Source organism: Streptomyces sp. NPDC014907 (assembly GCF_055562975.1).
Map to the genome: position 1 here is coordinate 210240 of NZ_JBVHEG010000001.1, position 21367 is coordinate 231606.

The 21367-nt window shown below is 73.6% G+C and carries 15 protein-coding genes; 3 read left to right on the forward strand and 12 right to left on the reverse strand.

All coding sequences use genetic code 11. From position 1 onward, the window contains the following. Nucleotides 1-97: 97 nt before the first annotated feature. From ilvN to ACZ3IL_RS00970, 4 genes are all read right to left on the reverse strand, one after another. Nucleotides 98-625 (reverse strand): acetolactate synthase small subunit, encoded by a 528-nt coding sequence (gene ilvN / locus ACZ3IL_RS00955; RefSeq protein ID WP_388689154.1) that lies wholly within the window; start codon nt 623-625, stop codon nt 98-100. Between the two features lie 38 nt (nt 626-663). Then, nucleotides 664-2511 (reverse strand): acetolactate synthase large subunit, encoded by a 1848-nt coding sequence (locus ACZ3IL_RS00960; RefSeq protein ID WP_467385447.1) that lies wholly within the window; start codon nt 2509-2511, stop codon nt 664-666. A gap of 228 nt (nt 2512-2739) precedes the next feature. Beyond that, the gene (locus ACZ3IL_RS00965; protein WP_467385448.1) at nt 2740-5610 is read right to left on the reverse strand and encodes a putative bifunctional diguanylate cyclase/phosphodiesterase; all 2871 of its coding nucleotides are present in this window, start codon (nt 5608-5610) and stop codon (nt 2740-2742) included. 694 nt (nt 5611-6304) lie between these two features. Next, complete coding sequence (locus tag ACZ3IL_RS00970; protein WP_467385449.1) at nt 6305-7267, reverse strand: 2-hydroxyacid dehydrogenase; 963 nt, start codon at nt 7265-7267, stop codon at nt 6305-6307. A gap of 74 nt (nt 7268-7341) precedes the next feature. Between ACZ3IL_RS00970 and ACZ3IL_RS00975 the strand changes: the two genes are divergently transcribed. The 3 genes from ACZ3IL_RS00975 to ACZ3IL_RS00985 all read left to right on the forward strand — a co-directional run bounded on the left by ACZ3IL_RS00975 (nt 7342) and on the right by ACZ3IL_RS00985 (nt 9852). Then, complete coding sequence (locus ACZ3IL_RS00975; RefSeq protein WP_467385450.1) at nt 7342-8352, forward strand: aldo/keto reductase; 1011 nt, start codon at nt 7342-7344, stop codon at nt 8350-8352. 139 nt (nt 8353-8491) lie between these two features. Then, the gene (locus ACZ3IL_RS00980; protein ID WP_467385451.1) at nt 8492-9619 is read left to right on the forward strand and encodes a PQQ-dependent sugar dehydrogenase; all 1128 of its coding nucleotides are present in this window, start codon (nt 8492-8494) and stop codon (nt 9617-9619) included. 14 nt (nt 9620-9633) lie between these two features. Further along, entirely contained in the window at nt 9634-9852 is a 219-nt protein-coding gene (locus ACZ3IL_RS00985) for a DUF6191 domain-containing protein (protein WP_467385452.1), read from the forward strand. Nucleotides 9853-9978: 126 nt separating this feature from the next. Here ACZ3IL_RS00985 and ACZ3IL_RS00990 read toward each other — a convergent pair whose 3' ends face one another. The 8 genes from ACZ3IL_RS00990 to ACZ3IL_RS01025 form a co-directional block, all read right to left on the reverse strand. After that, on the reverse strand, nt 9979-10548 hold the full coding sequence (locus ACZ3IL_RS00990; protein ID WP_467385453.1) for a GNAT family N-acetyltransferase: 570 nt from the start codon (nt 10546-10548) through the stop codon (nt 9979-9981). Then, a complete protein-coding gene (locus tag ACZ3IL_RS00995; protein WP_467385454.1) occupies nt 10526-12763 on the reverse strand; it encodes an MMPL family transporter in 2238 nt (745 codons plus the stop codon). The genes ACZ3IL_RS00990 and ACZ3IL_RS00995 overlap by 23 nt, the downstream gene beginning before the upstream one ends. A gap of 185 nt (nt 12764-12948) precedes the next feature. After that, nucleotides 12949-15039 (reverse strand): phosphocholine-specific phospholipase C, encoded by a 2091-nt coding sequence (locus tag ACZ3IL_RS01000; RefSeq protein ID WP_467386746.1) that lies wholly within the window; start codon nt 15037-15039, stop codon nt 12949-12951. Nucleotides 15040-15400: 361 nt separating this feature from the next. Next, a complete protein-coding gene (gene gatB / locus ACZ3IL_RS01005) occupies nt 15401-16912 on the reverse strand; it encodes an Asp-tRNA(Asn)/Glu-tRNA(Gln) amidotransferase subunit GatB (protein ID WP_467385455.1) in 1512 nt (503 codons plus the stop codon). Between the two features lie 16 nt (nt 16913-16928). After that, nucleotides 16929-17162 carry a hypothetical protein gene (locus tag ACZ3IL_RS01010; RefSeq protein WP_467386748.1) on the reverse strand — a complete coding sequence of 78 codons (234 nt, stop codon included), beginning with the start codon at nt 17160-17162 and terminating at the stop codon, nt 16929-16931. A 5-nt stretch (nt 17163-17167) separates the two neighbouring features. After that, entirely contained in the window at nt 17168-18667 is a 1500-nt protein-coding gene (gene gatA, locus ACZ3IL_RS01015) for an Asp-tRNA(Asn)/Glu-tRNA(Gln) amidotransferase subunit GatA (protein WP_467385456.1), read from the reverse strand. A 6-nt stretch (nt 18668-18673) separates the two neighbouring features. Further along, nucleotides 18674-18970, reverse strand: coding sequence for an Asp-tRNA(Asn)/Glu-tRNA(Gln) amidotransferase subunit GatC (gatC, locus tag ACZ3IL_RS01020; RefSeq protein WP_467385457.1), 297 nt, complete (start codon nt 18968-18970; stop codon nt 18674-18676). A 94-nt stretch (nt 18971-19064) separates the two neighbouring features. Further along, nucleotides 19065-21236, reverse strand: coding sequence for a putative bifunctional diguanylate cyclase/phosphodiesterase (locus ACZ3IL_RS01025; RefSeq protein ID WP_467385458.1), 2172 nt, complete (start codon nt 21234-21236; stop codon nt 19065-19067). Between the last annotated feature and the right edge of the window lie 131 nt (nt 21237-21367).

Below are 21367 nucleotides of genomic sequence, written 5' to 3' on the forward strand. Positions count from 1 at the left end.
CTGGTGTTGCGTCCCACCGTACGGCGGGGAGCGGGGGGAAGGTTGTCGGGTCTCGTCAATCGGACCACCGGACGCGCCCGGCGGCCGGCGGGACCCCTCAGGCGCTGCGGTCGAGGGCCCGCAGCGACCGGTCCGTGATGGACCGGGCGCCGCGCCCTATGGCGATCGTGCCGGACTGCACGAGCTCCTTGACGCCGAACTGCTCCAGCATCTTGAGCATCGCGTCGAGCTTGTCGCTCGAACCGGTGGCCTCGATGGTGACCGCCTCGGGCGAGACGTCCACGGTCTTGGCGCGGAACAGCTGCACGATCTCGACGATCTGGGAGCGGGTCTCGTTGTCGGCGCGGACCTTCACCAGGACGAGCTCGCGCTGGATCGCGGCGCCGGGCTCGAGTTCGACGATCTTCAGGACGTTGACCAGCTTGTTGAGCTGCTTGGTCACCTGCTCCAGGGGCAGGTCCTCGACACTGACCACGATGGTGATGCGGGAGATGTCGGGGTGCTCGGTGACGCCCACGGCGAGCGAGTCGATGTTGAAGCCGCGGCGGGAGAACAGGGCGGCGATCCGGGCGAGGATGCCGGGCGTGTTCTCGACGAGGACGGAGAGCGTGTGCTTGGTGGACATGTCGTGGGTCTCTTCCTTGTCGCTGTCGCTCTGCGTACTCAGTCGTCTTCGCCGTCGCCGAAGTCGGGGCGCACGCCCCGGGCCGCCATGACCTCGTCGTTGGAGGTGCCGGCGGCGACCATCGGCCAGACCTGGGCGTCCTCGTGGACGATGAAGTCGACCACGACCGGGCGGTCGTTGATGGCGTTGGCCTCGGCGATGACCTTGTCCAGGTCGGCCGGGTCCTCACAGCGCAGGGCGGCACAGCCCATGGCCTCGGAGAGCTTGACGAAGTCGGGGACGCGGGTGCCCCTGTTCGCCTTGAGGTCGTCCGGGCCGGAGTGCAGGACGGTGTTGGAGTAGCGCTGGTTGTAGAAGAGGGTCTGCCACTGGCGGACCATCCCGAGGGCGCCGTTGTTGATGATGGCGACCTTGATCGGGATGTTGTTCAGGGCGCAGGTGGTCAGCTCCTGATTGGTCATCTGGAAGCAGCCGTCGCCGTCGATGGCCCAGACCGGGCGGTCGGGCAGGCCGGCCTTGGCGCCCATCGCGGCGGGGACCGCGTACCCCATCGTCCCGGCGCCGCCGGAGTTGAGCCAGGTGGCGGGCTGCTCGTAGTCGATGAAGTGGGCGGCCCACATCTGGTGCTGGCCGACGCCGGCGGCGAAGATCGTGCCCTCCGGGGCGAGCTGCCCGATGCGCTGGATGACCTGCTGCGGCGAGAGGCTGCCGTCCTCCGGCAGGTCGTAGCCGAGCGGGTAGGTCTCGCGCCAGCGGTTCAGGTCGCTCCACCACGCGGTGTAGTCACCCTTGTTGCCCTCGCTGTGCTCGGCCTGGACGGCCTGGACCAGATCGGCGATGACCTCGCGGGCGTCGCCGACGATCGGCACGTCGGCGGTGCGGTTCTTGCCGATCTCGGCCGGGTCGATGTCCGCGTGGACGATCTTGGCGTACGGGGCGAAGCTGTCGAGCTTGCCGGTGACGCGGTCGTCGAACCGGGCGCCGAGGGCCACGATCAGGTCGGCCTTCTGCAGCGCGGTGACGGCGGTGACCGCGCCGTGCATGCCCGGCATCCCCACGTGCAGCGGGTGGCTGTCGGGGAAGGCGCCGAGGGCCATCAGGGTGGTGGTGACCGGGGCGCCGGTGAGCTCGGCGAGGATCTTCAGCTCGGCGGTGGCGCCGGCCTTGATGACGCCGCCGCCGACGTACAGGACGGGCCGCCGGGCGGCGCTGATCAGCTTGGCGGCCTCGCGGATCTGCTTGGCGTGCGGCTTGGTCACCGGGCGGTAGCCGGGCAGGTCGGCCTGGGGCGGCCAGCTGAAGGTGGTCTTCGCCTGGAGGGCGTCCTTGGCGATGTCGACCAGGACCGGGCCGGGCCGGCCGGTGGAGGCGATGTGGAAGGCCTCGGCGATCGTCCGCGGGATGTCCTCGGCCTTGGTGACCAGGAAGTTGTGCTTGGTGATCGGCATCGTGATGCCGCAGATGTCCGCCTCCTGGAAGGCGTCCGTGCCGATGGCCTTGGAGGCGACCTGACCGGTGATCGCGACGAGCGGGACGGAGTCCATGTGCGCGTCCGCGATGGGGGTGACCAGGTTCGTCGCGCCGGGCCCCGAGGTCGCCATGCAGACGCCGACCTTGCCGGTCGCCTGGGCGTAGCCGGTGGCCGCGTGCCCCGCGCCCTGCTCGTGGCGGACCAGGATGTGGCGCACCCTCCGCGAGTCCATCATCGGGTCGTAGGCGGGGAGGATCGCGCCGCCGGGGATGCCGAAGACGGTGTCGACGCCCACTTCCTCGAGAGAACGGATGAGGGACTGCGCTCCCGTGACGTGCTCGACGGCGGTGGGCAGCGCGCCGTTACGGGGCCGCGGCTGCGGATGGTGCCCGGTGGCCTGCTCGGTCATCAGCATCTCTTCTCGAGGCAGAGGGTTTGTGCGAAGTGTTTTGCGAGGTTTTGCGGCGACTTCGGGGGGAGCCGGTGCAACAAAAAACCCCTCGTGCCGTGAGGCAAGCGAGGGGAGCGCGTCGGGTGCGTTCTAAGCCGGGCCTACGGTGACCCTGCTTCAGCCGACGCGCTTTCCAAGTACGAGAATTCGGGTGCGCATGGCACTGACCCTCTCCCTCACCCCTCTCCACTGTCAAGCGGGTGGGACGGGCGTCTCATCATGTGGGCGGATCGGGGGCCGGTTCCCGACAGGGACGGGGACCGCCCCGGGCAGCGGGTACTCGTCCCGGACGAGCGCCCTGCGCAGCCGGTACTCGTCCAGCGGGCCCGAGAAGGCCATGCCCTGGGCGTGGGTGCAGCCCATGGCGCGCAGGGCGGCGACCTGCTCCGGCACGTCGGCGCCGTCGGCGACGGTCAGCATCCCGAGGTCGCCGGCGATCCGGAGCACCCCTCGCGTGATCTTGCGGAGCCGGGCGGACTCGACGACGCCCTCGACCAGCACCCGGTCCAGCTTCAGTATGTCCACGGGGAGCCGCCGCAGGGCGTCGACGGCCACGTGGCCGCTGCCGAAGCCGTCGAGCGCGATCCGCACGCCGAGCCTGCGCAGGGCGACCAGGCGCCGCTCCAGTTCGTCCAGCGGGGTCCGGGAATCGCTGTCGGCCAGCTCGACGATCAGCGAGCCGGACGGCAGCCCGTGCCGGGTCAGCAGGGACTCGATCGATCCGAGCGGCAGGGAGCGGTCCAGGAGGCGGCGGGCGGAGAGGCGGATGGCGACGGGCGTGCGATGGCCGATTCCCGCCCGTTCGGCGGCCTGTTCCACGGCCTCTTCGAGGAGCCAGCGGCCCAGCTCGGCGGTGCGTTCGCCGTCGTCGGTGACCCGCAGGTACTCGGCGGGGGTGAAGAGGATGCCCTGGGCGGAGCGCCAGCGGGCCTGGGCGCTGACGGCGGCGACGCGGCCGGTGGCGAGGTCGACGACCGGCTGGTGGAGCAGGGCGAACTCGCCGTCGTGGAGGGCCGTGCGCAGCCGGGCGGCCAGCTCCGTCCGCCGGACGACCTCGGCCTGCATCTGGGGGACGTAGAGCTCGACGCGGTCCTTGCCGCCGGCCTTGGCCCGGTACATGGCGAGGTCGGCGTTGCGCAGGAGGTCGCCGGCCTCGATGCCGGGCTCGGCGAAGGCGACCCCGATGGAGGCGGCGACCCGCACCTCCTGGCCGCCGTCCAGGCGGTAGGGCCGGGAGAGCGTGAGCCGGAGCCGGTCGGCGATCTCCTGGACCTGGTCGCGGCGGGCCGCCCGGTCGTGGCCGCCGTCGCCGAGGATGAGGGCGGCGAACTCGTCGCCGCCGAGCCGGGCGGCGGTGTCCCCGGCCCGCACGGAGTCCTGGAGGCGGCGGGCGGCCTGGACGAGGAGGTCGTCGCCGGCCTGGTGGCCGAGGCGGTCGTTGACCGCCTTGAAGCCGTCGAGGTCGATGAAGAGCACGGCGGCGCCCGGGTCGGAGGAGCGCCGGCCGCCGAGCGCCTGCCGGACCCGCCGGGTGAAGAGGGCCCGGTTGGGCAGGTCGGTGAGCGGGTCGTGCTCGGCGTTGTGCTGCAGCTGCGCCTGGAGCCGTACGCGCTCGGTGACGTCCCGGCTGTTGAAGATCAGGCCGCCGTGGTGCCGGTTGACGGTCGACTCCACGTTGAGCCACTCCCCTCCGCCCCCGGGCTCGCCCGGGCGGGAGGTGCGCCCGTGGCCGGAGCGGAAGCGGCACTCGATCCGGGTGGTGGGCTCCTCGGCGGGCGAGGCGGCCAGGAACCGCCGCACCTCGTGGACGACGGCGCCGAGGTCGTCGGGGTGGATGAGGGCGGCGAGCTCGGTGCCGACGAGTTCCTCGGCGTCCCGCCCGTACACGCCGGAGGCGGCCGGGCTGACGTAGTGGAGCGTGCCGTTCGGCGCGGCGATCATGATCACGTCGCTGGAGCCCTGCACGAGCGACCGGAAGTGGTTCTCCTTCTGGGCCAGTTCGTGGGTGAGGGCGATATTGTCGAGGAGCATGATGCCCTGGCGCACGACCAGGGCGAGGACCACCGTGCAGCCGGTCAGGACGACGACGCGGTCGACCCGGCGCCCCTCGACCACGTTGTAGAGGATGCCGAGGGTGCAGACGGCGGCGGCGAGGTACGGGGTGAGGGCCGCGAGCGAGCCGGCGACCGGACGGCCGGGCAGCTCCGGGCCGTCCGCGGCGTCCGCGCCGGCCGGGAGGCGGCGCGCGCCCCAGGGCGCGTAGGCCAGCAGCAGGGAGCCGGCGAACCAGCCGGCGTCGAGGAGCTGGCCCGACGCGTAGTTCTCGCGGAACAGCGGCGAGGTGAAGAGGGCGTCGCACAGGACGGTGAGGGCGAGGGCGGCGATCGCGGTGTTGGTCGCGGAGCGGTTCGTCTGCGAGCGCCGGAAGTGCAGCACCAGCACCATGCTGACGAGGACGATGTCGAGCAGGGGGTACGCGAGCGAGAGCGCCGCCCGGGCGACGGACTCGCCCTCGACGTGGGCGGTGCGGGCGAGGGCCAGGCTCCAGGAGAGCGTGAGCAGGGAGCCGCCGATGAGCCAGGTGTCGAGCGCCAGGCAGAGCCAGCCGGCCCGGTTGGCGGGCCTCTTGGCCAGGACGAGCAGGCCGACGACGGCGGGCGGCGCGAAGAGCAGGAAGAAGAGGTTGGCGACCGAGAAGTCCGGCACCTCGACGCGGAGGACGAGCTCGTACCAGCCCCACACCGCGTTCCCGAGGGCGGCCATGAGCGAGGAGAAGGCGAAGAGCAGCCAGGCCGGGCGGGCGCTGCCCCGGCGGGCGCGGGCGTAGAGGAAGCAGGAGACCGCGGCGGCGAGCGCGGCGGCGCTCAGCCCGAAGTCGCCCATGAAGAGGGCGAGTTCGGGCGAGCCCCAGCCGAGGGAGGCGCCGGTCGTGTATCCCGCGCAGAGGAGTCCCAGGGAGATCTGGGCGGCGACCGTCCCGGTGCCGGGACGCTCGGGCTCCCGGGCGCCGGGGGCGCCGCCGCCGTCGGGGCGGCGGGCGAGGACGGCCCCGGGCGCGTTCACCGGGCGCTCCGGTGCCGCGTCGGCACGGCCCGCCGGGCCGTGCGGCCGGGCCGGCGGCGCGCCGTCGGTTCCGGGGGCGTGCCCGTCGCGGCCGCGGGGGCCGGTGGCGGCGCGGTCCGGGAGCGGGGGGCCGCCGGCCACGGCGTCCCCTCCGGCGCGCGGCGGTCCCGGGGGGCCTGACGGGCGGTGCGGTGCCGTCTGGTCCGGGACCGGGCGCACGAGGCCGGCGGCGAGGTGCTGAAGGTCTCCGGACGACGGCGCCGTGCCGGATCGCCGGTCTTTCGGCCGTGCTCCACCCGTGGCCCCCCTCGAAATCTGATGGCCCGTCACTTCGCTCCCCGGCGTCAGCCCGTACTCGACGCAGTCCCCCGGTCCGGGACGATACACCAGGTTGGTCACGCAGGGACAGGTTTGCAGTACTCTCCGTGACCGCTCGGAGTCCGCGCGCGACACGAACCGGGGACGCGTCCGGAAGACGGCGCCGCCCCGGACACCGGTTGCGTCCGGGGCGGCGGTATCACCCGGAAGGCGGTATCGGCCGGAGGAGGGCGAGCGCCGCGCGGACGCTCGCGCGTGCGGGTGGTCCCGCGTACGGGTGGTCGCGCGTACGGGCGGTCGTGCCTGCGGGCGGTCGTGCCTGCGGGCGGTCGTGCCCGCGGGCGGTCCCGCGGGCGGGCGGTCGTGCCCGCGGCTCCTAGGTGGTGAGGACGACGTTGGCCAGTTCCTCGCCGGCCGCGAACCGCCGCAGCTGCGCCGCGATCAGCCGCTTCGCCCGGGGCATGAAGGCCGAGGTGGAGCCCCCCACGTGGGGGCTGATCAGGACGCCGGGGGCGTGCCACAGCGGGTGTCCGGCCGGCAGCGGCTCCGGGTCGGTCACGTCGAGCGCCGCCGTGATCCGGCCGCTCCCGACCTCCCGGAGCAGGGCGTCCGTGTCGACGACCGGTCCGCGGGCGACGTTGACGAGGAGCGCCCCGTCCTTCATCCGGGCGAGGAAGCCCGCGTCGGCCAGGTGCCGGGTGGCGGGCGTGAGCGGCGTGGTGAGGACGACCACGTCCGCGTCCGGGAGGAGGGCCGGCAGGTCGGCCAGGGCGTGGACCTCCCCGCGCTCCGTGGTGCGCGCGGAGCGCGCGACGCGCACCACCCGCGCGCACTCGAAGGGCGCGAGCCGGTCCTCGACGGCGGCGCCGATCGAGCCGTACCCGACGATCAGGACGGACCTGTCGGCGAGCGCCGGGTAGAAGCCGGCCCGCCACTCCTCGGCGTCCTGGCCGCGCACGAAGCCGGGAAGGCCGCGCAGCGAGGCCAGGATCAGGGCGAGGGTCAGTTCGGCGGTGCTGGCCTCGTGCACGCCCTTCGCGTTGCACAGGGCGACCCCCGGCCGCAGCGACCCGAGGCCGGGGGTGACGTGGTCGGTGCCCGCCGACAGGGTCTGCACCACCCGGACCGCCCCCATCCCGGCCAGCGGCCGGACGGCGATCTCCGGGCCCTTCATGTACGGGACGACGTAGAAGGCGCAGCGCGCCGGATCGGCCGGGAACTCCGTCCCGCCGTCCCAGAAAAGGTAGTTCAGGCCCGACCCGCCCGGCCCGGGGAGACCCTCGATCTCGTCCGCGGGAATCGGAAGCCACACGTCAGCGGTCGTGTCTTCGCATCTCATGTCCGGGAGGCTATGCGAAGAATCCCGGGTGTCATTGGTTACTTTGGGGGCGGCACAGGGAGGGGTACCGGCAGGTGGAGCGCAGGACTATCGGGGCGACGGCGCTCGACGTGGGCGCGATCGGCCTGGGGTGCATGCCGATGAACTGGGCGTACAGCCGTTCGCAGCAGCGGGGCGACCGCTCGCTGCGGACCGTGCACGCGGCCCTGGACGCCGGGACGAGCCTGCTGGACACCGCGGACATGTACGGCCCGTTCACCAACGAGCTGCTGCTGGGGCGGGTGTTGAAGGAGCGCCGGGCCGACGCCTTCGTCTCGACGAAGTGCGGGCTGCTCGTCGGCGACCAGCACGTGGTCGCCAACGGGCGCCCGGGGTACGTGCGCCGGGCCTGCGACGCCTCGCTGCGGCGGCTCCAGACCGACGTCATCGACCTGTACCAGTTGCACCGCGCGGACCCGGAGGTGCCGGTCGAGGAGACCTGGGGCGCGATGGCCGAGCTGGTGTCGGCGGGCAAGGTGCGGGCGCTCGGCCTGTGCGCCGTCGGCGCCCGGACGGCGCGCCGGGGCGCGTCCGGCGCGGACCGCGACGGCTACGAGGGAACGATCCGGCAGCTGGAGCGCGTCCAGCAGGTCTTCCCGGTGGCGGCGGTGGAGGCCGAGCTGTCGGTGTGGTCGCAGGAGGCCCTGGTCCGGCTGCTGCCCTGGTGCGCCGCCCGGGGCGTCGGCTTCCTGGCGGCGATGCCGCTGGGGAGCGGCTTCCTGACCGGGACGCTGACCCCGGGCAGCGGGTTCGAGCCGGACGATCCGCGCGCCCGGCACCCCCGGTTCACGGCGGAGATGATGGCGGCGAACCAGCCGCTCGTGGCGGGGCTGCGGCGGGTGGCCGCGCGGCACGGGGCGGACGTCACCCCGGCCCAGGTGGCGCTCGCGTGGGTCCTCGGCCGCGGCCGGCACGTCGTGCCGGTGCCGGGGACGAAGCGGGAGCGGTGGGCGGTGGAGAACGCGGGGGCGGCCTCGCTGCGGCTGACGCCGGGGGACCTGGCGGAGATCGCGGCGCTCCCGGCGCCCCGGGGGTCCTGGGACTGAACCGCCCCGGCGGGAACCACGCCGGGGCGGACGGTGTTCACAGGAGTGGGGACGCCCCCGTGGGGCGGGGTGCCGCCGTGGGGCGGGGTGCCGCCGTGGAGTGGTGCCGCCGCCCGACCCGTCGAAGGGGATCGTGCCGATGAACCGTCCTGGTGCCGTGAGGGCCCTGGCCGCCGCCGTGCTGGTCCTGGCGGCGGGCTGCTCCCCGGGCGGCGCGGAGGAGCGGCCGGGTGCGGCCCCGACGGCGCCGGTCCCGTCCTCCTCCCCCGTCTCCCCCGGCACCGCCGCGCCCCCGGCCGGCCGGGTGACGGTGACCGGGACGCTCACCGGGGGCCTGAAGTCGCCGTGGGGGCTCGCCGAGCTGCCCGGCGGCGATCTGCTGGTCTCGTCGCGGGACGAGCGGACGGTGACCCGGATCGACGGGCGGACCGGCGCGCAGACGTCCCTCGGCGAGGTGCCGGGGGTCGTGCCGGGCGGTGAGGGCGGGCTGCTGGGCCTGGCCGTCCGGGAGGGCTGGGTGTACGCGTACCTGACGGCCTCCTCGGACAACCGGATCGTGCGCATGCGGTACGGGGGCGGGGCCGGTGACCGGCTCGGCCCGCCGGAGCCGGTCCTGACCGGCATTCCCAAGGGGTTCACGCACAACGGCGGGCGGATCGCGTTCGGGCCGGACGGGATGCTGTACGCGGGGACGGGCGAGACCGGGCGGACCGGTCTGGCGCAGGACCGGGGGTCGCTGGGCGGGAAGATCCTGCGGATGACGCCGGAGGGGAAGCCCGCGCCGGGCAATCCCTTCCCCGGTTCGGTCGTCCACTCGTACGGGCACCGGAACGTGCAGGGGCTCGCCTGGGACGCGGACGGGCGGCTGTGGGCGGCCGAGTTCGGCCAGAACGCCTGGGACGAGCTGAACCTGATCGAGGCCGGGCGGAACTACGGCTGGCCGGAGGCCGAGGGGCGGGCCGGGAGGAAGGGGTTCACGGACCCGGTGGCCCAGTGGCCGACCTCGGAGGCGTCCCCGAGCGGGATCGCGTACGCGCGGGGCGCGATCTGGCTGGCCGGGCTCCGGGGCGAGCGGCTGTGGCGGGTGCCTCTCTCGGGCGCGGAACGTTCCGGGGAGCCCCGGGCGTTCCTGGAGGGTGAGTACGGCCGCCTGCGGACCGTCCTCGCGACGGGCGGCGACCGGCTCCTGCTGGTGACCGGCGAGACCGACACCCGGGGGACGCCCGGGCCCGGCGACGACAGGATTCTCCGCCTCCGGGCGGAGTGAGGAAGGCGGTGGCCGTGTTCGGTCCCATGGCGGAGCTGTTCGCACCCGGCCGGCAGCACACCGAGGAGGAGCGGCGGAGGCTCGCCCTGACCCGGGAGGACGCGGGGGACGCGGACCCGGGCCGGGGGCCGATAGACCTGCGGTCGGGCCGGGTGACGATACGGGTGCCCCGCGCGGAGGCGCCGGGGGACTCCGCCGGCGGGCCGGAGGAGGCGCGCGGGGACGCCGCCTGACGACGGCGCGGCAGTGCCGCCCGGCGACCCGGCCGGGCCGGATCGGGCCCGGCCGGATCGGGTCGGGCCGGATCGGGTCGGGCCGGATCGGGCCGGATCGGGTCGCCGGCGGTCACCCGCCGGGGGTCACGCCCCCGCCCGCTCCGCCTTCGCCGCGCGCCACTCCGGCGCCAGGACCGCCCAGATCTCGGTGTCCGTGCGCGTGCCCCGGTACAGGTAGTTCTCGCGCAGGACGCCCTCCTTCGTCATGCCGAGGCGGCGGGCGACGGCGGTGCTCGACCCGTTCTTCGTGGAGGCGTACCACTCGACGCGGTGGATGCCGCGCTCCTCGACCGCCCAGTCGATGATGACCCGGCAGGCCCGTGTGACCAGGCCCTTCCCGGCGGCGGCCGGTTCCAGCCAGCAGCCCGCCTCGGCGGTGCCCTGGGCCACGTCCATGGTCCGGAACATGACGCCGCCGACGAGGGTGCCCCCGCTCCAGATGCCGTAGAGGCGCCCGGCGTCGTTCGCGGTCTTCTCGGCGTACGCGCGGAGGAAGGAGCGGGCGGAGTCCAGGTCCGTGACGACGTCCGGCAGCCCGATGTGCTGTCCGATGTACTCCCGGCCCCGGTCCATGTGGGCCAGGAACTCCTCGGCCCGCCAGGGCTCCAGGGGCCGCAGTTCGGCGCCGTCGTCACCCAGCGATATCGCGAACATCCTCGTTCTCCTCCGTTTCCGGGACCGTCACGTGCTGCCCGGGGATCTTCGCACGCGCGTCGGCGGTGGCCCGGCACTCCGGCGGTTCGATGCTGATCCGGGGCAGCAGGCGGTCGAGCCGCTTCGGCAGCCACCAGTTGGCGCCGCCGAGCAGGTGCATGAGGGCGGGGACGAGGAGGGTGCGGAGCACGAAGGCGTCGAGGGCGACGGCGGCGGCCAGCGCGATGCCGAACATCGCGACCACCCGGTCGCCGGAGAGCACGAACGCCAGGAAGACGGAGATCATGATGACGGCGGCGGAGTTGATCACCCGGCTGGTCTCGGCGAGGCCGACCCGGACCGCCCGCCGGTTGTCGCCGGTCTCCAGCCACTCCTCGTACATCCGGCTGACCAGGAAGACCTGGTAGTCCATGGAGAGTCCGAAGAGGACGGAGACCATGATCACGGGGAGGAAGGGCTCGATCGGTCCGGCGCTGCCGAGGCCGAGGAGTTCGCTGCCCCAGCCCCACTGGAAGACCGCCACGACGACGCCGAAGGCCCCGGCGACGGCCATGACGTTCATGGCGGCGGCCTTGAGCGGGATGCCGACCGAGCGGAAGGCGAGCAGGAGCAGCAGGCAGCCGAGGGCGATGACGACGCCGACGAAGAGCGGCAGCTTGCCGACGATGATCCCGGCGAAGTCGTCGTAGGAGGCGGTGACGCCGCCCACGTTCACGTCGAGGGAGGTGCCCGCCCCGGCCCTCGGCAGGACGTCCCGGCGCAGCCGGTCGACCAGGTCGCTGGTCGCCTCCGACTGCGGCGGGGAGTCGGGGACGACGGTGAGGACGGCGGTGTCGCCGGGGCCGTTGTACGTGACCGGGGAGACGCCCGCGACGCCCCGGGTCGCGGAGAGGACGGCCGGGAGCCGGTCCAGGGCGACCCGGTCGTCGGCGCCGTCGAGTGCGGCGACGAGGGTGAGCGGGCCGTTGACGCCGGGCCCGAAGCCGTCGGCGAGCAGGTCGTAGGCCTTGCGGGTGGTCGTGGTGGCCGGGCCGTTGCCCTGGTCGGAGGTGCCCAGGTGGAGCGAGAGGGTGGGCAGCGCCAGGACCGCCATGACGACGGCGGCGGCGGACCCGAGGAGCTTGGGGTGCCGTTCGACGAAGGCGGACCAGCGGGCGGCGAACCCGGTGGGCAGTTCGGGCCGCGGTCCGTGCGCGGCGAGCGTCCGGCGCTCGCGCCGGGACAGGGCGCGGGTGCCGATCAGGGAGAGCAGCGCCGGGAGGAGCGTGACGGAGGCGGCGACCGTGAGGACGACGGTGAGGGAGGCGGCGACGGCGACGCCGTTGAGGAAGCCAAGGCGCAGGATCAGCATGCCGAGCAGGGCGATGCAGACGGTGGCGCCGGCGAAGACGACGGCCCGGCCGGTGGTGGCGACGGCGGTCTCGGCGGCCCCGGCGACGGACAGGCCGTGTTTGAGGCCCTTGCGGTGCCGGGTCACGATGAAGAGCGCGTAGTCGATGCCGACGCCGAGGCCCACGAGCATGCCGAGCATGGGGGCGAAGTCCGCGACGGTCATCAGGTGGCCGAGCAGCACGATCCCGGAGTACGCGATGCCGACGCCGACGAGCGCGGTGGCGATGGGGAGCGCGGAGGCGGCGAGCGAGCCGAAGGCGAGGAAGAGGACGACGGCCGCGACGGCGACGCCGACGACCTCCGCGAGGTGTCCGCCCGGGGCTTCGGTGAGGGCGACGGCGGAGCCGCCCAGCTCCACCTGGAGGCCGTCGGTCGCGGCGGCCCCGGCGGTGTCGACGACGGCCTTCGCCTGCCCCTCGGGGATGTCGTCGGCCTGTTCCTCGAAGGTGACGGTGGCGTAGGCGGTGCGTCCGTCCTCGCTGATCCGTCCCGCCGTCTCCCCGTAGGGGGAGGTGACGGCGGCGACGCCGGGCAGGCCGGCGACCTCGCGGAGCACACCGGTCATGCGCTCCTGGACGGCGTCGGCGCGGACGCTGCCCCGTTCGGTGTGCCAGACGATGGTGTCCTCGTCGCCGCCGAGGCCGTGGAAGCCGCGTTCGAGGAGGGCGGTGGCGCGGCCGGACTCGGTGCCGGGGACCTCGTAGTCGTTGGAGTAGGCGTTCCCCGCGAGGATCGCGCCGGTGCCGGTCCCGCCGAGGGCGAGGAGCCAGAGGAGGACGACGACGAGGCGGTGCCGGACGCACCACCGGGCGATGGCTGCCAAAGGACGTGCTCCCTGGGTGGCTCGTGGATCTTTCCCGGGAACGGCCCGAAAAGAACGCGTGACCTACGTGCGCCCACTCTCCCAGCCAAACGTGATCGTTTGTCCCTTTCGTGTCGATGGTCACAGGGATGTCGCCCACCGGGGCGCGGGGGCCTCAGCCCCGCGCGCCCCGGCTCTCCGCGCTCTCAGCCGGAGACGCTGGCGCGGCCGTTCTCGATGTGGCCCATGACGCGGCGGCGGAAGCCTCCGGGAGCGGTCACCTCGACGTCGTACCAGCCGTGCGCGTCGGCGGCCGAGTGGACGACGGTGCGGGTCTTCCCGGGCTTCACGGTGACGGTCCGGGTCCAGTCCGCGAGGTCCTCCTCGTCCACGTACCCGAGCGGCCGGACCGTGAAGGAGAGCGGCGCGGAGCCGGTGTTCCGCACGGTGAGGTGCAGGTCGCGGTCGCGGTGGTCGATCCGGGTGGCCAGTTCGGCGCCGCCCGCCGCGGGCCCCTCGAACTCGCGGCGGAAGCCGTTGGGACCGGTGATCGTGAAGCGGTAGCGGTCGCCCGGCACGGGGACGGTCCACTCCCCCGCGCCCTTGACGTCCTTGTGCTGCGGGACGTCGAACTCGCCCGCGTACGGGTAGAGGGCGAAGTGCGCGCTCGCCCTGCCCCGGTTGCTGAGCGCGACCCGTACGGAGCCGGCGCGGACCGTGGCGTCGGCGTCCGGCTGGTACGGCAGGGGGCGGGCGGGGCGGAGGCCCGGCTCCTGGACGGGCATCCGCTGCACGGCCGGCGGCCGGGGCCGCCAGCGGCCGGTGAACGGCGGGACCGGGCCGGGCTGCTCGACCTCGGGCTGCCGGTGGCCCCGGCGGAAGTCGAAGGCGGAGGTGAGGTCGCCGGTGACGGTCCGGCGCCAGGGGGTGATGTTGGGCTCGCGGACTCCGGTGAGCTTCTCCAGGAAGCGGATCACGGAGGTGTGGTCGAAGGTCTCGGAGCAGACGTAGCCGCCGACCGACCAGGGGGAGACGACGAGCAGCGGGACGCGGATGCCGAGGCCGGTGGGCTGTCCCTGCCAGCGCTCGTCCGTGTCGTCGGCGGGCGGGACGGGCGGCGGGACGTGGTCGAAGAAGCCGTCGTTCTCGTCGTAGTTGATCAGGACGACGGTGTGGCGCCAGACGTCGGGATGGGAGCCGAGGGCGTCGAGCACCTTGTAGACGAGGGTGGCGGAGGCGATCGGGGAGGAGGAGCCGGGGTGCTCGGAGTCGATCGCGGAGGGCACGAGGTAGGAGACCTCGGGCAGGGTCCCGGCGGCGACGTCGGCGCGGAAGGCGTCGGCGAGGGTTCCGCTCTCGACGCGGCGGAGCCCGCGCTCGAAGAGGGAGCGCTCGGCCGCGGTGAGTTCCGCGACGCCCTCTTCGAGCAGGCCGAGGAGCCGGGTCCGCTCGGCGGGGTCCTTCGTCCCGCGCACGGCGGCGTAGAAGGACTCCATGAAGGTGTGGCCGCCGGTGCGGGCGAGCGCCTTGCGGGCGATCTTCTTGAAGGTGGTGAAGAACTCGATGTTGTTGTCGGTGAAGTTCTCCCACTCGGTGTACGTCTTCCAGCTGCGCCCGGCGGCCTCGAGCCGTTCGGCGTAGGTGGACCAGCCGTAGCCGGGGTGGGTGGCCTCGGCGTAGGCGGCGTTGCTCACGGCCCGGGCGCCGTCGGCCTCGTGGCCGGTCCAGCCGGACCAGAGGTGGTTGCGGTTGGGGCTGGTCGAGGTGTGGATCGACGAGTGGTAGGCGTCGCAGACGGTGAAGGTGTCCGCGAGTTCGTAGTGCAGGGGGATGTCCCGCCGGTCGTAGTACGCCATGGTGGCGGCGGTCTTGGCCGAGACCCAGCCGTCCATCCAGCCGCCGCGCCAGGCCTTGGCGCCGCCGCCCCAGGAGTGGTCGAGGTCCCCGATGTACTGGAGGTCCTTCTTCTGGGCCTCGGCGGCGTCGCGGATCGGGAAGGGGAGGACGGTCGCGCCGGCTCCGGCGGGCTGCTCGAAGACCGGCTTGCCGGAGGGGAGCTCGACGGCGTTGCGGTCGCCGAATCCGCGGACGCCGCGGAGGGTGCCGAAGTAATGGTCGAAGGAACGGTTCTCCTGCATCAGGATCACCACGTGCCGGACCGCCGAAAGGCCTCCGGAGTGGGGCTCCGCCGCCATCGCGGCCTGCAGCGACGGCGGCAGCAGCGATCCGGCCGCGGCGGCACCGAGGGCGCCTCCGCCCAGCGCGAAAAGCCTTCTGCGGGACATCTCGGACGACAAGACCGACCTCCAGTCGACGGCCAATGGTTCTCCTTCGAGCCATTGGGTGGTTCGCCGGGGACGCTAGTGAGACGGGATGACGGAGAGAAGACCCGGCGGAGGCGCGGTGGTGAACGTCCAAGGGGACGTGACGGGAATCCAAGCGATTTCCGGCCATTCGCCGCGGCACTCTTCCGCCGTCCGCCACGGGCCCCGGGAGACGGAGAGCGGCCCGGGGCCCCGCTCCCGGGGCCCGGCCGGCTCCTCCGCCGTACGGAACGGGGCGCGGAAGCACACCGCGCGCCGGAGCCGTGGAACGACGGGGGCGGCGCCCCGGTGACCCACACCGGGACGCCGCCCTCGCGGCCGTACGAGAAGGGGATCAGCCCTCGGAGACGCCCAGCTTCTCCAGGATCAGGTCCTTGACCTTCGCCGCGTCCGCCTGACCGCGGGTGGCCTTCATGACCGCGCCGACCAGGGCGCCGACCGCCGCGACCTTGCCGCCGCGGATCTTGTCCGCGATCGCCGCGTTGCCCGCGATGGCCTCCTCGACCGCCGCGCCGAGCGCGCCGTCGTCGGAGACGACCTTCAGACCGCGCTTCTCGACGACCTCGTCCGGGGTGCCCTCGCCGGCGAGGACGCCCTCGATGACCTGGCGGGCCAGCTTGTCGTTGAGGTCGCCGGCGGCCACCAGGGCCGAGACCCGGGCCACGTCCGCCGGGGTGATCGGCAGCTCCTCCAGGGAGACGCCCCGCTCGTTGGCGTTGCGGGCCAGCTCGCCCATCCACCACTTGCGGGCCGAGGCCGCGTCCGCGCCCGCCTCGGTCGTGGCGACGATCGGGTCGACCGCGCCCGCGTTGAGGATGGCCTGCATCTCCACCTCGGAGACGCCCCACTCCTCGCGCAGCCGGTTGCGGCGCACGCGCGGCAGCTCGGGAAGGCCCTTCCGCAGCTCCTCGACCCACTCGCGGGAGGGGGCCACCGGCACCAGGTCCGGCTCGGGGAAGTAGCGGTAGTCCTCGGCGTTGTCCTTGATGCGGCCGGAGGTGGTGGTGCCGTCGTCCTCGTGGAAGTGACGGGTCTCCTGCACGATCGTCCCGCCGGAGGACAGGACGGCCGCGTGGCGCTGGATCTCGAAGCGCGCCGCGCGCTCCACCGAACGGAGCGAGTTGACGTTCTTCGTCTCCGAGCGGGTGCCGAAGGTCTTCGTGCCGTTCGGGCGCAGCGACAGGTTCACGTCGCAGCGCATCTGGCCCTTGTCCATGCGCGCCTCGGAGACGCCCAGGGCGCGGATCAGCTCGCGCAGCTCGGCGACGTACGCCTTGGCGACCTCGGGGGCCCGCTCGCCCGCGCCCTCGATGGGCTTGGTGACGATCTCGATGAGCGGGATGCCGGCCCGGTTGTAGTCGAGCAGCGAGTGCGAGGCGCCGTGGATGCGGCCCGTCGCGCCGCCGATGTGGGTGGACTTGCCGGTGTCCTCCTCCATGTGGGCGCGCTCGATCTCCACGCGGAAGACCTCGCCGTCCTCCAGCTGGACGTCCAGGTAGCCGTCGAAGGCGATCGGCTCGTCGTACTGGGAGGTCTGGAAGTTCTTCGGCATGTCCGGATAGAAGTAGTTCTTCCGGGCGAAGCGGCACCACTCGGCGATCTCGCAGTTCAGCGCGAGGCCGATCTTGATCGCGGACTCGACGCCGATCGCGTTGACGACCGGGAGCGAGCCGGGCAGGCCGAGGCAGGTCGGGCAGGTCTGCGAGTTCGGCTCCGCGCCCAGCTCGGTCGAACAGCCGCAGAACATCTTCGTCCGGGTGCCGAGTTCGACATGGACCTCCAGGCCCATGACGGGGTCGTACTCGGCGAGCGCCGCTTCGTACGACAGCAGTTCAGTGACAGTCACGGTGAGACTTTCCCTCTCAGCCCAGCAGGACGTCGTCGTCGCCCAGGCGCTTGAGCTCCCGGTAGAGGATCGCCAGGCCGGTAACGATGGCGGCGGCGGACACCGCGGCGTCGATGAGCCGCAGGGTGTCGCCGTCGTGGCGGGCCAGCTTCGCCTGCTTGGCGACGCTGACGGCACCGAAGGCGGTGGTGGCCAGCGAGACGTAGACGCCGGTCTTCGACTTCTTGAAGTTCTTGGCCTTCTTTGCCATGGCACTCACAGCGACGGAGCCTCCTCGAGCAGCGGGTGTCCCCACTTTTCCACGAAGGCGGCCTCGACGGCGGCGCCGACCCTGTAGAGCCGGTCGTCCTTCATGGCGGGGGCGATGATCTGCAGACCGACCGGCAGGCCGTCCTCGGGCGCGAGGCCGCAGGGCAGCGACATGGCGGCGTTGCCGGCCAGGTTGGTCGGGATGGTGCACAGGTCCGCGAGGTACATGGCCATCGGGTCGTCGGCGCGCTCGCCGATCGCGAAGGCCGTGGTGGGGGTCGTCGGGGAGACGATCACGTCCACCTCCTCGAAGGCCTTCTCGAACTCGCGGGTGATGAGGGTGCGGACCTTCTGGGCGGAGCCGTAGTACGCGTCGTAGTAGCCGGAGCTGAGCGCGTACGTGCCGAGGATGATCCGGCGCTTGACCTCGTCGCCGAAGCCGGCCTCGCGGGTGAGGGCGGTGACGTCCTCGGCGGACCGGGTGCCGTCGTCGCCGACCCGCAGGCCGTAGCGCATGGCGTCGAAGCGGGCCAGGTTGGAAGAGCACTCGGACGGCGCGATCAGGTAGTACGCCGAGAGGGCCAGGTCGAAGGTCGGGCAGTCCACCTCGACGACCTCGGCGCCCAGCGACTTCAGCAGTTCGACGGACTCGTCGAAGCGCTGCACGACGCCGGCCTGGTAGCCCTCGCCCCGGAACTGCTTGACGACGCCGACGCGCATGCCGGCGACCGAGCCGTTGCGGGCGGCCTCGACGACCGGCGGAACCGGGGCGTCGATGGAGGTGGAGTCGAGCGGGTCGTGCCCGGCGATCGCCTCGTGCAGCAGGGCCGCGTCCAGGACCGTGCGGGCGCAGGGGCCGCCCTGGTCGAGGGAGGAGGAGAAGGCCACCATGCCGTAGCGGGAGACCGCGCCGTAGGTCGGCTTGACGCCGACGGTGCCGGTGACGGCGGCGGGCTGGCGGATGGAACCGCCGGTGTCCGTGCCGATGGCGAGGGGGGCCTCGTACGCGGCGAGGGCGGCCGACGAGCCGCCGCCGGAGCCGCCGGGGATGCGGGTCAGGTCCCAGGGGTTGCCGGTCGGGCCGTAGGCGCTGTTCTCGGTGGAGGAGCCCATCGCGAACTCGTCCATGTTGGTCTTGCCGAGGATGACGACGTCGGCGGCCTTCAGGTTCTTGACCAGGGTCGCGTCGTACGGCGGGATCCAGCCCTCCAGCATCTTCGAACCGACGGTCGTCGGGATGCCGGCGGTGGTGAAGATGTCCTTGAGCGCGAGCGGCACGCCCGCGAGCGGGCCGAGCTTCTCGCCCCGCGCGCGCTTCTCGTCCACGGCGCGGGCCTGGGCGAGGGCGCCCTCGCGGTCCACGTGCAGGAAGGCGTGGACCTTCTCGTCCACGGCCTCGATGCGGGCGAGGTGGGCCTCGGTGACCTCGACGGCGGTCAGCTCGCCGGAGGCGATCCTCCCGGCGATCTCGGCCGCGGTGAGCTTGATGATGGTGGTGTCCGTCATGGCTTGTTAGTCCTCCCCCAGGATCTGCGGCACCTTGAAACGCCGCTGCTCCTGGGCCGGGGCGCCGGAGAGCGCCTGCTCGGGGGTGAGCGACGGACGGACCTCGTCCGCGCGCATGACGTTGGTCAGCGGCAGCGGGTGGGAGGTCGGGGGTACGTCTTGGTCGGCGACCTCGGAGACGCGGGCGACCGCGCCGATGATGTCGTCGAGCTGACCGGCGAAGTGGTCGAGTTCTTCGCTCCGCAGCTCCAGACGCGCCAGCCGGGCGAGGTGGGCGACCTCCTCGCGCGTGATGCCAGGCATGCGGTTCCTCACGGGGTGAGCTTGATGGTGTCGGACCATCCTAGGGGGCCGGTGCCTCTCCCCGCGCCGTAACCCCTCGCCGCTCCGGGCGGGGTCACCCCCGGGGAACGGCCCGGCCCGAGGGGCGGTCGTCCAGGTCGATCCGGGCCGCGAGGTCCGCGGGGCGGCGCCAGCCGTGCTCCCCGCGGGCCAGGAGCCAGGCGGTCGCCTCGTCCGGCGGCATGGCGGCGGCGACCAGCCAGCCCTGGACGGCGTCGCACCCCAGGTCGCGCAGCCGCTCCCAGGTCTCGTCGTCCTCGACGCCCTCGGCGACGACCAGGAGGCCCAGGGAATGGGCGAGGTCGACGGTGCAGCGGACGATCTCGGCGTCCTCGGTGTCGATCGCGAGCCGGGCGACGAAGGAGCGGTCGATCTTCAGTTCGCTGACCGGCAGCCGGCGCAGGTGGACGAGGGAGGAGTAGCCGGTGCCGAAGTCGTCGAGGGACATCTTGACGCCGTGGCCGGTGAGGGCGTTGAGCGTGTCGGCGGCCCGCTGGGGGTCCTCCAGGAGGACGTGCTCCGTTATCTCCAGCTGGAGGGAGCCGGCCGGGACGCCGTGGCGGGCGAGCCGGGCGGCGACGGCGCCCGCGAAGCCGGGGGTGTGGACGTCGCGCGGGGAGACGTTGACGGCGACCGGGACGTCGAGGCCCTGGGCGCGCCAGCGGGCGACCTGGGCGAGGGCGGTCTCCAGGACGTACTCGGTGAGGTGCGGCATCAGTCCGGAGGACTCGGCGATGGCGATGAACTCGTCCGGCGGAACCTTTCCGCGCTCGGGATGGACCCAGCGGACGAGCGCCTCCAGGCCCGCCACCTGGCCGTCGAAGCGGACCTTGGGCTGGTAGTGGAGCTGGACCTCGTGGGCGTCGAGGGCGCGGCGCAGGTCGCCGAGGAGACCGAGCCGGTCGGGGGTGTTGGAGTCGCGCTTGGACTCGTAGACCTCGACGCCGGTGCGGTCCCGCTTGGCCTGGTACATGGCGACGTCGGCGCGGCGCAGCAGGCCCTCGGCGTCGAGGGCGTGGTCGGGGAAGACGGCGACGCCGGCGCTGGCCTCCAGGACGAGGGTGAGTCCGTCGAGGTCGAGCGGGGAGGAGAGTTCGGCGACGAGGTGGCGGGCGACGCGCTGGGCGCTGGTGGTGGAGTCGGTGGCGGGCAGCAGGACGGCGAACTCGTCGCCGCCGAGCCGGGCGGCCTCGGCGCCGCGGGGCAGGGCGTGCCGGAGCCGGTCGGAGATCTGCAGGAGGAGCCGGTCGCCGGCGAGGTGGCCGAGGGTGTCGTTGACCGAGCGGAAGCGGTCGAGGTCGATGAGGACGAGGGCGGCGCGGGCACCCTCGCCCTCGGCGTCCTCCAGGGCGGTCCAGGCCCGCTCCAGGAGCCACTGGCGGTTGGGCAGTCCGGTCAGCGGGTCGCGCAGCTGCTCCTCGGCGCGGGCGCGGGCGATCCAGAGGGTGGAGTCGAGGGCGATGAGGGGGACGGCGAAGAGCGGCAGCAGGACCGGGCGGGTCGCGGCGACGACGCAGATGAGGGGGGTGATGCCGAGGAGGGCGACGGCGACGAGGCCCTGCCGGAGGAGGGCGGTGCGGGCGACGGTGGGCAGTCCGCTCCCCTGGGGGGCGAGCGTGTACCACAGGAGGGTCCGGGTCACCACGAGGTAGACGGTCGCGGCGGCCGCGATTTCCGGGAGGTCCCCGATCGTCCAGTCGAGGGGCCGCCAGGGCCGTCCGACGCTCGGCACGTCGCCGAAGAGGGCGAGGACGAGGGCGGCGGCGCCGATGCCGAGGACGTCGGCGGCGCCGTGCAGCAGGCCCTGGCGCCACCGGTGGTGGCGGGCGGCGCCGACGAGGGTGACGACGGTCAGCGAGACGAGCCCTGCGGGCACCCAGCCGTACAGCAGGAGGACGGCGAGGGTGAGGGCGGCGCCGGAGCCGGTGCCTCCCCACCAGCGGTCGCGGCCGAGGGCGACCAGATGGCCGACGACGAGGCCGGTGAGGAGGGCGAGGGACCAGCCGGCGACCCCGCCGGGGAAGAGCCCGTGCCCGGGGGTCAGGGCCCGGTGGAGCCCCGCGGCGAGCACGACGGCGGCGATGCCCACCACGGCCGCGGGCAGCAGGGAGATGGAGCCCTGCGGGACCGCGCGGCCGTGCGGCCGCGGGACCGGGGCGGCGCTCTCGGTCGGTTCCATTTCCGTCCCTCTCACAGGCGGCGGTGCCGTCGGTGTGCGATGGGCCAAGGCCGTCCCGTCCGGGCGGCCGTCCGTCGTCCGGCCGTCCGTCGCGGGGCCGCCGTCGGGCGGCCTTTGCTCGTGCCACGGGGCCGTCGTCCTGACGCCACGACCGGCAGAGCCCTCGCGCGGCCGCGCAG